The 13,461-nt window shown below is 51.4% G+C and carries 11 protein-coding genes; 7 read left to right on the top strand and 4 right to left on the bottom strand.

From position 1 onward, the window contains the following. Positions 1-74 precede the first annotated feature (74 nt). On the bottom strand, positions 75-1,373 hold the full coding sequence (locus JRI46_01300) for an insulinase family protein (protein ID MBW2038227.1): 1,299 nt from the start codon (positions 1,371-1,373) through the stop codon (positions 75-77). A 313-nt stretch (positions 1,374-1,686) separates the two neighbouring features. On the opposite strand from JRI46_01300, the gene JRI46_01295 reads away from it, so the two are divergent. From JRI46_01295 to acsA, 5 genes are all read left to right on the top strand, one after another. Then, positions 1,687-2,958: an OFA family MFS transporter gene (locus tag JRI46_01295; protein ID MBW2038226.1), complete on the top strand. Its 1,272-nt coding sequence runs from the start codon at positions 1,687-1,689 to the stop codon at positions 2,956-2,958. A gap of 107 nt (positions 2,959-3,065) precedes the next feature. After that, a complete protein-coding gene (gene acs, locus JRI46_01290) occupies positions 3,066-5,042 on the top strand; it encodes an acetate--CoA ligase (GenBank protein ID MBW2038225.1) in 1,977 nt (658 codons plus the stop codon). Between the two features lie 346 nt (positions 5,043-5,388). After that, positions 5,389-6,438 (top strand): histone deacetylase, encoded by a 1,050-nt coding sequence (locus tag JRI46_01285; GenBank protein ID MBW2038224.1) that lies wholly within the window; start codon positions 5,389-5,391, stop codon positions 6,436-6,438. Positions 6,439-6,455: 17 nt separating this feature from the next. After that, the gene (locus JRI46_01280; GenBank protein MBW2038223.1) at positions 6,456-6,755 is read left to right on the top strand and encodes a hypothetical protein; all 300 of its coding nucleotides are present in this window, start codon (positions 6,456-6,458) and stop codon (positions 6,753-6,755) included. 14 nt (positions 6,756-6,769) lie between these two features. Further along, entirely contained in the window at positions 6,770-8,467 is a 1,698-nt protein-coding gene (gene acsA, locus JRI46_01275) for an acetate--CoA ligase (GenBank protein ID MBW2038222.1), read from the top strand. On the opposite strand, the gene JRI46_01270 is transcribed toward acsA, so the two are convergent. From JRI46_01270 to JRI46_01260, 3 genes are read right to left on the bottom strand one after another with little or no spacing between them, the layout of a single operon-like run. Further along, on the bottom strand, positions 8,464-8,916 hold the full coding sequence (locus tag JRI46_01270; protein ID MBW2038221.1) for an N-acetyltransferase: 453 nt from the start codon (positions 8,914-8,916) through the stop codon (positions 8,464-8,466). The genes acsA and JRI46_01270 overlap by 4 nt on opposite strands. Next, the gene (gene recN, locus JRI46_01265) at positions 8,913-10,622 is read right to left on the bottom strand and encodes a DNA repair protein RecN (GenBank protein ID MBW2038220.1); all 1,710 of its coding nucleotides are present in this window, start codon (positions 10,620-10,622) and stop codon (positions 8,913-8,915) included. The genes JRI46_01270 and recN overlap by 4 nt, the downstream gene beginning before the upstream one ends. 13 nt (positions 10,623-10,635) lie before the next feature. Then, entirely contained in the window at positions 10,636-11,502 is an 867-nt protein-coding gene (locus JRI46_01260; GenBank protein MBW2038219.1) for an NAD(+)/NADH kinase, read from the bottom strand. 268 nt (positions 11,503-11,770) lie between these two features. Here JRI46_01260 and JRI46_01255 point away from each other — a divergent pair, with 268 nt between their 5' ends. Both JRI46_01255 and JRI46_01250 read left to right on the top strand, forming a co-directional pair. Further along, a complete protein-coding gene (locus JRI46_01255; protein ID MBW2038218.1) occupies positions 11,771-13,000 on the top strand; it encodes a hypothetical protein in 1,230 nt (409 codons plus the stop codon). Positions 13,001-13,055: 55 nt separating this feature from the next. Then, positions 13,056-13,220: a hypothetical protein gene (locus tag JRI46_01250; GenBank protein ID MBW2038217.1), complete on the top strand. Its 165-nt coding sequence runs from the start codon at positions 13,056-13,058 to the stop codon at positions 13,218-13,220. Positions 13,221-13,461: the final 241 nt, after the last annotated feature.

Raw genomic sequence — 13,461 nt, 5'->3', positions numbered from 1 at the left:
CCTTGACCCCTTGAATCCTTGATCCCTTGAATCCTTTCAATACCACCAACTAAATTGGAGAAGAGCAACATCCTCTATTCCACCGCCCCTAAGAGTTCGTTCTCCTCCGGGGTAATGGGTTCCAATGTGACAACCGTCCTGTTATCCTCCTTCAGATATCTCTGGGCCACCCTCTGGACATCTTCCTTAGTTACTCCTTTATACTCTTTTAGCAAGTTGTTGACCATCCCCCAGCCCCCTGCCTTTATCTCATAGAGCCCCCCTGCCAAACCCCTGAAAAAGATGGACTGCAGCCCCATGATGAAAGAGGCCTCCAGCCCCCTTTTGGCCTTGGCGAGCTCCTCTTCCTCAAATTCCCCATTTTTTATCTCTTCGATGGCCCCCCATATCTCTTTCTCCAAGGCCTCTATCTCCACTCCAGGCGCCGCTATGGCATATACCTGCAGCAGTCCCGGATCCATGGGCCAAAAGGGTGGGGGCTCTGCCTCCACCTTGGCCTCCACGGCCTTGCCGGTCTTGACAAAGCGCAGATAAAAACGGGAAGATCTCCCATAGGAGAGGATATTACTGAGGGCGAGCAAGGGGAAGATGTCGGGGTCTTTGATCCCAGGGACGTGAAACCCGGCGAAAAAGGCCTCCAGCTGAGATACCTTTTTGTATATGGAGCGCCTCTCCCCCCTCTGGGGCCTCTCCTGAGCTGGGACTTGCTCCAAAGGGGCTTGGGGTTTGAGATGGCCGTAGTACTTATCGACCAAGGTCAAGGCCTCTTCTCTTAGAAAATCACCGATGATGACCACCACTGCGTTATTGGGGGCATACCCCCTTCGGTAATATTGCAGGCAGTCATCCAAGGTCAATCGCCTAAGGTCGTGATCCCAGCCGATCACCGGCCATTGATAGGGGTGTAGGTCAAAGGCGATGGCGAAGAGTTGCTCTATTAGGAGACCAAAGGGGGAGTTGACGCTCCGCAACTTTCGCTCACTTCTGACTACCTCCCTCTCAGCATCCAGGTTTTCTTGGGTTAGGCGGAGGTTTTCAAGCCTCTCGGCCTCCAACTTGATGGCCAGCTCCAATTTATCGGCGGGGAGGTTTTCGAAATAGGTGGTGTTATCCACAGTGGTGAAGGCATTGAGGGTCCCACCATTGGCCTGAATGATGCGCGCGAACTCTTCGGGACCTAACTCCTTGGAGCCTCTGAACATCATGTGTTCAAAGAGATGGGAGATGCCGGTGATCCCGGTCTTCTCGTTCCTGGAACCTGTGGCAAAGTGTATTTGGTAGGATACGATCGGATGAGATGGATCCTCCAGGGTCAAGATCTTCAAACCGTTCGCCAGATGGTCCAGCTGAAAGTCCAAGCTGAGATCTCGCATAACGTCCTCAAAAGTATCATTAACCCCTTGCTGTGTCAACGGATCCTGGGTTTGGAGATTTTTAGCCGAATGCCCCCTTGTCGGTGATGAGGATGGAGGGTGCATTTTTATGAACTCTAAAATAGGCATTATTTCATCCAAACAGTGTAGCCCCTCCCAAACTCCCCTTTTTGGGAAAAATGGGGAAGGTCCTGTAAGTACTTGACAACAATATATGGGTATGTTATAGATTGTGAAATTAGTAACAAACTACCGACAAGCAAACACGATATCTAGTAGTTGTAGTTTTCATAAGATAGAGAGGAGGAGGAAAATGGCTGAACAAGTAAAAAATCGTGGTTGGTCTGTCACCTTTGCCGGTACAGGAATTAACCTTGCCTTGGGGATCCTCTATACCTGGAGTATTTTTAAAGGTGCAATCAAAGAGTCCATCGATTCAGGTGCAGAAGGGGGCTTCCAGTGGGATATTGCATCCCTTAATGACCCCTACGCTGTATGCTGCCTTGTATTCGCCTTTCTGATGATTCTTGGTGGAAAGATCCAGGATAAAATTGGCCCCAGGACAACAGCATTGATGGGTGGCATTATGGTCGGCCTGGGCTTTATCTTGATATCTCAGTCTACAAGCTATATCATCTGGATCCTTGGGTTTGGTCTTCTAGTGGGCACCGGTATAGCTTTCGCTTACGCCTCCGCTACCCCACCTGCCCTTAAGTGGTTTCCCCCAGAGAAAACAGGCCTGATTGCCGGATTGGTCGTTGCTGGTTTTGGTCTTGCATCCGTCTACATTGCACCCCTGTCAAATTACCTCCTTGGAGTTTGGGGGCTACAAAATACGATGATGTTTTTTGGAATTGCCTTCCTTATTGTCGTGGGTGGACTCTCAATGATTCTCATCAATCCCCCTCCAGGCTATGTGCCGAAAGGCGCAAACCCAAGTAGCGGCAAAGTAGCAAAAAAGGTTTCGGTTCAGAACGAGTACACCCCTTTACAGATGATGACGACCCCTACATTTTATATGTTGTGGTTTGCCTATTTTATTGGGGCAGGTGCCGGGCTGATGGTAATTGCAAGTGTTGCCGGGATGGCGAAAAAGAGCATGGGGGAGTTGGCGTTTCTGGTTGTTGCCATTTTGGCAATTGGAAACGCCGGTGGGCGTGTTATAGCTGGAATTCTCTCGGATAAAATCGGTCGTACTCTTACCCTTTTCATTATGCTCACTTTTCAAGCCGTATTGATGTTTGCTGCCATACCTATTATGGGCATGGGTGTTGAGAAATCAGCTGTCGTCATGCTCATTTTGCTGACTACCTTTATCGGTTTCAATTATGGAACAAATCTGTCCCTCTTCCCCTCAGCCACAAAGGATCTCTGGGGACTAAAAAACTTTGGCATCAACTATGGAATAGTTTTTACCGCCTGGGGTGTTGGTGGGTTTGTTATGGGTCGTTTATCCCAGATGCTAAAGGCCAGTACCGGCAGTTTTAACTCCTCTTTCATAACAGCCGGTATAATGCTCCTTGTTGGGGCTGCCCTTGCCTTGATATTGGGAGCCAGAATGTCTGCGGCTAAAACTAAAAAGTAGGGGGCCATAGAGGTTATGTCTCAACGAGGTCAAGCATTGACAAGCAAGAGCAAAAGCAATATCTTTCACAAAAACAATATGTTAGAACAGTAAAGGAGGTTTTGGTAATGGCGGAAGAAAAGAGCAAAGGAATGAAAACGATGTTGGAGGAAACACGTGTATTTCCTCCGCCTAAAGGGATTGTTGACCGGGCGTATATCAAGAGCATGGATGAGTACAAAAAGATGTACCAACGGTCCCTTGACGATCCGGAGGGGTTCTGGGCGGAGCAGGCGGAAATGCTCGACTGGTACAAGAAGTGGGATAAGGTCTGGGAATGGAGTTTCGATACGTTGGACATTCAGTGGTTCAAGGGAGGGAAACTCAACATTGCCTATAACTGTCTCGATCGACACCTCGAGAAGCGTGGTGACAAAGTCGCTCTCATTTTTCAGGGTGAACCCTTGGATGACAGCAAGACCTATACCTACAAGGAACTCTACGAAGAGGTCTGCAAATTCGCCAACGTCCTCAAGAAGGATGGGGTCAAGAAGGGAGATCGGGTCTCCATCTATCTGCCGATGATTCCGGAGCTCCCCATTGCAATGCTGGCCTGTGCACGCATCGGCGCTATCCACAGCGTAGTGTTTGGAGGGTTCAGTGCCGAGGCCCTGAGGGACCGGGTGCAGGATTGCGAATCACGGGTCCTCATTACATGTGACGGCTACTGGAGAAGTGGTAAGACCGTCAACAGCAAGGCCAGCGCCGATAAGGCCATGGAAGAATGCCCCATGGTGGAGACGGCAATAGTTGTCAACCGGATGGGGATCGATGTGCCCATGAAGGAAGGCAGAGATGTGTGGTGGCACGAGGAAATGGCAAAAGATGACATCACTCCTGTCTGCGAACCCGAGCAGATGGATGCTGAGGATGTGCTTTTTATTCTGTACACCAGTGGAAGCACGGGCAAGCCGAAAGGGGTCGTCCACACGACAGCAGGATATCTTCTTTACTGCGTGTCAACCCTTAAGTATTGTTTCGACATCAAGGAAGAAGACGTATGGTACTGTACCGCTGACATCGGATGGGTCACCGGGCACAGCTACATCGTCTATGGACCGCTCGCCTTGGGTACGACCAGCCTGGAATTCGAGAGTGTTCCGACCTACCCCGAACCCGACAGGTTCTGGGAAATCGTTGAGCGGTGGAAGGTCACCCAGTTCTACACCGCACCTACCGCCATACGGGCCCTGATGAGAGAGGGGGAGGAATGGACGAAAAAGAGAGATATGTCCTCTCTCAAGATCCTCGGCTCCGTGGGCGAGCCCATCAACCCCGAGGCATGGATCTGGTACTACAAAAATGTAGGAAAGGAAAAGTGCCCGATCATCGATACCTGGTGGCAGACCGAGACCGGTGGATTCCTTATCACTCCGTTGCCCGTAACACCGCTGAAGCCCGGATCAGCTACCTTCCCGTTCTTCGGTGTAGAGACGAAAATCCTCAGAGAAGATGGCTCCGAGTGTGAAGCCGATGAGGGTGGTTCCCTGTGCATAGCAAGGCCGTGGCCGGGGATGCTGCGTGGTTTCTGGAATGATCCTGACAAGCAGCGCTTCAGAGAGACCTACTTCAGCATGTTCAAGGGCTACTACTTCTCCGGTGATGGTTGCAGGCGCGATGTCGACGGCTACCACTGGCTCCTGGGCCGGATCGACGACGTCATCAATGTCTCAGGGCATAGAATCGGCACTGCTGAGGTCGAGAGTGCCCTGGTTGCCCATGATAAAGTTGCTGAAGCGGCAGTCATCGGCTATCCGCATGAGATTAAGGGGCAGGGTATCTACGCCTTTGTGACGTTGAAAACCGGTGTTCAGAAGAGCGATGACCTCCTCAAGGAACTCCGTACCCATGTGAGGACGATCATTGGACCGATAGCCACACCCGACAAGCTTCAGTTTGCCGACGGTCTGCCCAAGACACGGAGCGGAAAGATCATGAGGCGAATCCTGCGCAAGATTGCCGAGGGCGCCATTGATGAGCTGGGCGATACCTCTACCCTGGCTGACCCCTCAGTGGTCGATAACCTCGTCGCAGGAAGGAAGTAAGAATGCAATAACCGTGGAGGGGGTTTCAACCCCCTCCTTCTTCCTCCTTTTAAATCATAGAATCTTTCTTGACACGTGGCAAAGAAACCTTTGCCACCTCCTCTAGCCAAACAGGGCATAACTGATCCTGTTTCTCCAAAGGCGGTCTCTAAGAGAAAAACAGGGAAACCCGAAGATACTTAAGGACTCTAGCTTCTCATTAAGGTGTCATCCCCTCATCCCAATCCCAAAGTGAGTTCTTGCCGTGTCCCAGGTACAGGGTCTTTCTTTCAGTTGACAAAGCATCGCAGAAAGATTAAAATATAAACAAGAAATGTCATATTTTTTGTGGTGATTTATCTCAATCGTGGAAAAGACAGGGATCGTGAGGCATCGTCTTTATCTGGAGCACAGAACGGGGATCTTGCACCCAGAGAGTCCGCAGCGGCTTCAGTCTATTTATAATATGTTAGATAATAAGGACTTTGGTGATACACTGGTGAATATTGAGCCCCGATATGCGACATTGGAGGAACTCCTCTGGGTCCACGACTCCCGTTATGTGGACCGTATATTGGACAGTGCGGAGAAGGCCCAGGTCAGGTTTGACCCTGACACGGTAACCTCACCCAAGACATACAAGGCTGCCTGGTTAGCAGCAGGGGGGGTGATGGAGGCTGTCAGAGGTGTTTTGACGGGAGAAGTACGCAATGCCTTTGCCCTTATCAGGCCCCCAGGCCATCACGCTGAGAGGGATCGGGCCATGGGGTTCTGTATATTTAACAACGAGGCCATCGCAGCGAAGTATGCCTTGAAGGCTCACGGATTGGAGAAGGTGTTGATCGTCGACTGGGACCTCCACCACGGCAATGGCATCCAGCACATCTTCTATGAGGATCCCCATGTCCTCTATTTTTCCGTTCACCGCCACCCGTTTTATCCCTGGGGTGGAGGGGTACAAGAGGTGGGAGAGGGGGAAGGTGAGGGTTACACTGTAAATATCCCCCTGGAGGCCGGTTGTTCTGACGCGTGTTACGGCAATGTCTTCCGCCACCTCCTTTCGCCCATTGCCCGACAGTATAGACCGGAGTTACTATTAGTGGCCGCTGGGTTCGACATTCATTATAGCGATCCTATTAGATCGATGAATGTCACCACAGAAGGTTTTGCCAGGATGACCGCCCTTCTGATGGAGATGGCCGCTGACCTTTGTGAGGGGAGGCTGGTCATCATTTTGGAGGGGGGATACAACCCCCAGGCCCTGCGGGACTCGGTGGAGATGGTCCTTTGGGAACTGACCGACAGTTCAATGATCAATAAGGGGGAGATGCAGCAGGTGGAAGAGGCCCAATACGAGGAGATAGCCGAGGCCATTCAGCGGGTCAAGGGGGTTCAAAGTCGTTATTGGAATCTTTAGGCCAGGAGGGTGGAGAGATGCTTTTATTGATCCTTGGGGAACATGAGATGCGGAGTTGGAAGGAGATCAAGGAGAAGGCGGGGAGGGTATTCAGCCATCCGCCCCTGGGCGTACGGGTACTACATCAATATGTCACCCTGAGCGGGGATCTTACTTTCACCATCATCGAGGCCGAGGAGGCCGAGGAGGTGGCGAAGTTGATGGCGGAGCTCTCAGGCTTGTCCAAGTACGAGGTATACCCCATCTATGAGGTCGAAGAGGGAGAAAAGGTGGAGACGGGAGAGGGATACTTTGATCCCATGCATGGCCCCATTTAATTTCTAGGAGGTTGATGATGGAAAACATTCTCCCCCCTGCTAACCCGGAGGCCAATCTACAGGATTACAGCGAGGTATATCAATCCTTCGACTGGAAGGAGGTGGAGCAGGAGTTCAGTTGGCACCGTACTAAAAAGGTAAATATCGCCTATGAGGCCATCGATCGACATGCGGATGATCCAGCCCGCAGTCACAGGTTCTGTCTGATCTATGAGGATAAGAACAGGAGGGAGAGGATAACATACCATCAGATGAGGGACCTCTCCAATAAATTCGCCAACGTCCTCAATAAGCTGGGGGTGGAGAAGGGGGACAGGGTCTTCATATTTCTCCCTCGCTGTCCCGAGTATTACATCGCCATGGTCGGTTGTGCCAAGGTCGGTGCCATCTTCGGACCCCTATTTGAGGCCTTAATGGAGGTGGCAGTCAGGGAGAGATTGAGGGACAGCGGGGCCAAGGTACTGGTGACCACCCCCAAAATGGCTGCCCGGGTACCCTTCAGCGAACTACCAGACCTTCAACACATCATCCTGGTGGGGGCAGGGAACATCGTGCTTAGGCCTGGTGAGGTGAGTTGGGAGGAGGAGATGTCCTGCGCCCCCTATGACTTCGATATAGAATGGGTGGACCTGGAAGACCCCCTCTACCTGATCTACACCTCCGGCTCCACCGGGAATCCCAAGGGGGTCCTCCACGTCCATAAAGACATGGTCGGGTACCTGATCACGGCCCGATGGGTGCTGGATCTCAGGGATGACGATGTCCTTTGGACCACTGCGGAACCAGGTTGGATTACAGGGACGGTATATGGGGCCTTTGCCCCCTGGCTCTGTGGTGTGGACAACTTTGTCCGGGGGGGGAGGTTTGAGCTAGAAGCTTGGTGCCGTTCGATTGAGTCCCATCGGGTAACGGTCTTGTACACCGCCCCCACCGTCTTCCGGAGGCTGATGAAGAAGGAAAAGGAAATAATAAATAGGTGTAATCTACGCAGCCTGCGGCATATCCTCAGTGTGGGGGAACCCTTGCCCCCGGATGTCGTCTATTGGGCCAGGAGGGTCTTTGGAATCCCTATTCATGACACCTGGTGGATGACCGAGACGGGAATGATCATGATCGCCAACTACCCCAGTATGCCGGTTAAGCCAGGTTCCATCGGGAAGCCCTTGCCCGGTATTGCGGCAAGCGTGATCAATCCTCAGGGAAAGGAAGCCCCCCCCCTGACTTTAGGGGAGCTGGCCATAAAGGAGGGGTGGCCGGCCATGATGAGGGGGATCTGGCGGGACGAGAAGAGGTATCGGGAATATTTCCCCTTTGAACTCTGGTATATCTCTGGGGATACTGCCTATGTGGATGAGGACGGTTATTTCTACTTTCAGGGGAGGGACGATGACCTGATCAAGGTGGCCGGAGTGATGGTGGGCCCCCCCGAGGTGGAGGAAGCCCTGCAGGGGCACCCGGCGGTGGCCGATGCCGGGGTCATCGGCAAACCCGACCCTTTAAAGGGGAGTGTGATCAAGGCCTTTATCTCACTGAACCCAGGTTTTTCTCCCTCCGAAGGACTAAAGGAGGAGATAATAGAGTTCATGAAGAAGTACTTCTCCCCTCGTATAGTTCCCAAGGAGATAGAGTTTCGCCCCGAGATCCCCAGATCAGAGGAAGGGACGGTGATCAGGAGGGTGCTGAAGGCATGGGAGTTGGGGCTTCCTGCCTAAAGATTGAGGATCATTGCGATCTCGTCGCAGTTGGGGAACTTGACACACCTGATACAATCAGCCCAGATCTTATGAGGCAGGGTGGATTTGTCCACCACCTGGAAGCCGGCCCGTTCGAAATAAGGGGGGATATAGGTGAGGAGAAAGACCCGTGAGACACCAAGTTGCCTCGCCTCCTCGAGACATGCCTTGACCAATTTTCCCCCTATACCCCTTTCCCTCGCCTCCTCCGCCACGGCAAGAGAGCGAATCTCCGCCAGGTCCTCCCAGCAGATATGCAAGGCGCACACACCCCCTATGTGATGGTCTTCCCCCTCAAAGATGTAGAAGTCGCGCAGGTTATCATAGATCTCACTCAGAGAGCGAGGGAGAAGCTTTCCCTCCTTGGCGAAGTGATTTATCAACCTTTGGACCTCTTCGGCATCAGAGATCTTGGCCTTGCGGATCAACTTTCCTCCCTCCTCGCCTTTTGCAACATCTCATGTGCATGGGACCGTGTAGTAGAGGTGATTCCCTTCCCGCCTAACATCCTGGCGACCTCCTCCACCACCATCTCACCCTGGAGCCTCTCCACAGAGGTAATTGTCCTCCCCTCTATCTCCCTTTTGATCACCCGGTAATGGACCTGGCCGAAGGAGGCGATCTGGGGCAGATGGGTCACACAGAGGATCTGATGATAGCGGGCCAGCTCCCGCAACTTGCTACCCACCACCTCCGCAGTCTCCCCCCCTATCCCTGCATCCACCTCATCGAAGACCAAGGTCTGGTCCTCTCCCTCCTTGGTCAATATCTTCTTTATGGCCAACATGATACGAGACAGTTCTCCACCTGAGGCGATCTTAGACAAGGGCCGGGGTTCCTCCCCTATATTGGGGGAGATGAGAAACTCTATTTCCTCCCCTCCCCTAGGTCCGATGACCGCCCCTTCCATCACTAAAGAATCTCCCACCGAGGACACCTCCTTCATCTCCACCTCAAAGGTCGTCCTCTTCATCTCCAAGGTGGCCAGCTCAGCCTCAATCTCCTTCTTTAACTGGCGCGCCGCTTCCTTGCGCCCCACAGACAGCTTTTGGGCCAATTCCCGGGCCTCCCCCTCGCCTTCCTTCTTCTTTCTCTCCAGTTGCGCTATCTCCGCTTCCAGATCGGCGGTTCCCTGCAATCCTCGTTCGATCTGATCCTTATAGGAGAGGATTTCCTCCACCGAGGAGGCTTTATACTTCCTCTTCAGGCTTTGAATCTGCTCGAACCTCAATTCTGTCTCCTCCAGGCGGTTCGGGTCCAGATCGATCTTACTAATATACCCTTTGAGCTCCCCTGACGCCTCCTCCAGTTGTAGCAGGGCAGAGGAGATGATCCCTTTGAGGGGAGAGAGGGAGGGGTCTAGCTCAGTGAGGGTCTCCAGATCTTTTTCGACCTTGCCCAATCTTTCTACAACAGACTCCTCATCGGAGTACAATATTCGCTCACACGCCTCTGCCAGCTGAATCAACCTTTGGGCGTTTTTCAGGAGGTGCCGCTCCCTTTTCAATTCCTCCTCTTCCCCTGGCCTTAAGGTGGCGCCCTCGATCTCCTTGGCTTGAAAGGCCCACAATTCCCTCTCCCTTTCCCCCCTTTCTTGCTGTGCCCTCAGCTCCCGAAGGCGTTTATCCAGCCCTTTGATCTCCCTGTACGCCCTCTGGAATTCGGACCGCAGCACAAGGAGCCCCCCGAACTCATCCAAGATATCCAGGTGGTTTTCCACCCTTCTCAGGACCTGGTGTTGATGCTGGCCGTAGATGTTCAGGAGCTCCTCACCGATAAGAGAGGCCATCTGCAGGGTGGCGAGTTGGCCGTTGATATAAATTTTGCTTTTGTCCTTCTTGAACAGCATCCTCTTTATCACGAGGTTGTCCTCCGCCTCTATACCTTTCTCCCGCAGCCATTGACGGATCTTAGGGTTGACGGAGATGTCAAAGAGGGCCTCCACCAGGCCTTCTTGTTCGTGAGATCTGATGACGTCATCCTTGACCCTATCCCCCAAGATGAGGTTGAGGGCATTGAGGATGATGGACTTGCCCGCTCCGGTCTCCCCGGTGAGGATGTTCAGGCCTTCCTTGAAGTCGATGCGCAGCTGATCGATGATGGCGAGATTTTCGATGTGCAGCTCCACCAACATCTCACCGCCTCCCTTAACGATTGGATACGATATCCCCTCCCCACATCAACTTGGTCCGCAGGACTTCGAAATAGCCCTTGGAAGGGGACTTGATGAGGGTGATGAACTCCTCCTCCTTCTTTACCTCCACCCTGTCATTTACCTCCATCTTGAACCCCACCTGACCATCCAGGGTGAGGAAGACCTCCTCTCCCTTGGAGCAGAGGGTTACCCTGATGGTGGCCTCCTCCGGGACGATGATGGGCCTGTTGGTCAGGGTGTGAGGGCAAATAGGGGTGATGATGATGCATTGGAGGGAGGGGTAGACGATGGGGCCGCCGGCTGACAGCGAATGCCCGGTAGAACCGGTGGGTGTAGAGATGATCAGGCCATCGGCTCGGAAGGTGGTAAGATATTCGTGATCTACACTGGTCTCCAATTCTATGATTCGGGCCAAGGCCCCCTTATTGATGACTACATCGTTAAGGACGGTGAACTCATCAATCACCTTCTCTTTGCGCCAGATGCGGGCCTTTAGGAGCATACGTTCATCGCTTTTATAATCACCCCGCAGAATGTTGTCCAACATGGGGTAGAGTTCGTCCAAGGTGATCGCGGTTAAAAACCCCAATCCCCCGAGGTTTACCCCGAGGATGGGAACTCGCCTCTTCTGGATCGTGCGGGCTGCAGCCAGCAGGGTTCCATCCCCTCCCAAGACCACCACCATGTCCACGGATAGGGGCATCTGTTCTTTGTCCAGCGAGGGGTGGCGGATGAATTTCGCCATCTCAGGATCGATGAAGCACTCTACCCGCTTGTCTTTTGACCATTCGATCAGGTCTTTGACTACCTTAAAGGCCTCAGGTTTGTTTCTTTTGGCTATAATTCCTATCCGCTCCATGACCTTTAGATATCACGCCCCCTGTCCTTTGTCAATGTCCGGAGCCCATTTGATAAACCTGGCATGCTAAGAAGGGGGTTGACAAAAAGGAGGTGGTGTTGTATAAGCGAAAATGAAAACCAGGGTCCATGAAGGATCTATAACTAGATTTTAGGAGCAGTTTTTCAATAAAAATAAAGGCCACGAAGGCCTTAGAACCTGCAGAAGCAGGGGGCCAAAGTGGTCTTTTTGTTTAAGGGTCTTAACTGATTCTGATAAGGAGGTAGCTATGAAAAGAAAAAGAATCGCAATTATGCTGGGTTTGGTAATGCTGTTAAGCACTGTTTTCGCTATGGTTGCCCTGGCACAGAAATCGATAGTTAATGATTATCCAGACTTAAAGCCTGTTGTCGACTTCGTTGGGGAAAAGAATTTATCGGTGCTGCATCTACTGGGGTTTAAAGCCTCAGCCGTGGCGATGAAAAAATTACCTTTTAGTAAAGGTGATCCTAACGTTCTGGTCTTCACAGATGCTGGGTATATAGCCAAAATTGGTAAATATACCACGGAAAAAGCCCTTGATGGAGTGATGATGACTACTGGCACTTCTCGGGGCAAAGGAAATCTAGTAAATGTGCATAAACCATATAATGTCCCGTTATGGTTCGCCTTTTTCCACAAAACAAGCAAAGATTGTATCTACCTTGAAGCCAAAAGCGATGTCCTCAAAATTTATCTGGACAGGGAGAAGAGGGGAAGAGTTGCCGCTTTAAGGGATTTCATGAAACTAAAGGACAAGGAAATCTTCGCCAAAATTGCCAAAGAGAATATCGATGCCGATAGGCTGCTCAGCAGCCCAGAATCATGGCAGAAGAAGATGATTGCCAGGGTATTTGGTGGAAACGAATTCAGCCTATTTACCATAGCCAATCTCTGGGTTATGGGTTTGCCGAATGACTTTCTCAAGGTAGCTGAGCTTCACGACCATATCTGCCCCGGACTGACAAGCGGCTATCTAATAGCCGAATACCTGAAAAAGAACCTTCCCTCCTCAGCTCCCAGGCATGAATATACCGTCATTGCAATTCCTCCCTGGTGCAAGGACGATGCCCTGATACAAATCTTTGAGACCAATGTTGGGCATAAGAGGCTGTTTGTAAAATGGCTAACCAAGGAGCAAAAGAAGAGACTTCCCAAAGAGGCAAAGAATGTGGCCAATATTGTCATTAGATGGAAGAGAGGAGCGAAAAAGGGGGAGGGATTGGTCGTGGCATTTGACTGGGATAAGGCATTCAAAGGAAGCGGAACAAAGAGGACGGACTTAAGGGCATTTGACACCTATAGATGGTGGTGGATGAGGCTAAAGATGGATGTGTGGATGATGGACTACCTGGATAGACCAGAGGCTTTGGTTTCAACTATAAAAAAGTTTGAGGTTAAGAGCCCTGCTGAAATTGAAAAACTCAAGGCTGCTGGAGTAAATCCTCTGGTCGAGCTTGGCATTATGCCAAGGCCTTAGGACAGTAAAAAAAGAGGCTGTTGAAGGGCCTCAATAAGAAAGGAGGTGGAGGAAGATGTGTGCACCGATTAGCGTAACAACAGGAGGAGCGACTGGCGGCTGTACTGGCATTTGCCGAGTGATGCCCCAAATCTTCGCCTCTTTGGGCATCATTGGCGTCCTGATGTGGAACTTCAGGGGGCTATTGATCAGGTGTCTGCCTTTTAGTAAGGCAGCTTAACAGTTGCTATTCCGCCCTTAAAAGGCTTGGTAAAAGATGATTGATAATTAAAGGGGAGTGGTGTATCCGAAGATTGATTAAAGCAAGGCATAACTGAATTATAGTGTTTAAGCCCTTTCGAAATACTAGAGGGTGTGTCAAAGTTAGTTGAAATTTAGGGTAGCGGCCCCTAAAATGGTAACAATTTTATTTTGTTAAAAACTTTTGAAAGGAGGGGCCGCTGATGAAGAGGGTATTACGA

This window comes from Deltaproteobacteria bacterium (genome assembly GCA_019308925.1).
GTDB lineage: Bacteria > Desulfobacterota > B13-G15 > B13-G15 > RBG-16-54-18 > JAFDHG01.
The sequence above is the reverse complement of the archived record's forward strand: the minus strand, read 5'-3'. Positions and strand labels throughout refer to the sequence as shown.

What these genes read in the sequence shown, in the direction of transcription:
- JRI46_01300 (MBW2038227.1), bottom strand. Translation starts at nt 1,373, where the DNA reads ATGCGAGATCTCAGCTTGGACTTTCAGCTGGACCATCTGGCGAACGGT.
- JRI46_01295 (MBW2038226.1), top strand. Translation starts at nt 1,687, where the DNA reads ATGGCTGAACAAGTAAAAAATCGTGGTTGGTCTGTCACCTTTGCCGGT.
- acs (MBW2038225.1), top strand. Translation starts at nt 3,066, where the DNA reads ATGGCGGAAGAAAAGAGCAAAGGAATGAAAACGATGTTGGAGGAAACA.
- JRI46_01280 (MBW2038223.1), top strand. Translation starts at nt 6,456, where the DNA reads ATGCTTTTATTGATCCTTGGGGAACATGAGATGCGGAGTTGGAAGGAG.
- acsA (MBW2038222.1), top strand. Translation starts at nt 6,770, where the DNA reads ATGATGGAAAACATTCTCCCCCCTGCTAACCCGGAGGCCAATCTACAG.
- recN (MBW2038220.1), bottom strand. Translation starts at nt 10,622, where the DNA reads ATGTTGGTGGAGCTGCACATCGAAAATCTCGCCATCATCGATCAGCTG.
- JRI46_01260 (MBW2038219.1), bottom strand. Translation starts at nt 11,502, where the DNA reads ATGGAGCGGATAGGAATTATAGCCAAAAGAAACAAACCTGAGGCCTTT.
- JRI46_01255 (MBW2038218.1), top strand. Translation starts at nt 11,771, where the DNA reads ATGAAAAGAAAAAGAATCGCAATTATGCTGGGTTTGGTAATGCTGTTA.
- JRI46_01250 (MBW2038217.1), top strand. Translation starts at nt 13,056, where the DNA reads ATGTGTGCACCGATTAGCGTAACAACAGGAGGAGCGACTGGCGGCTGT.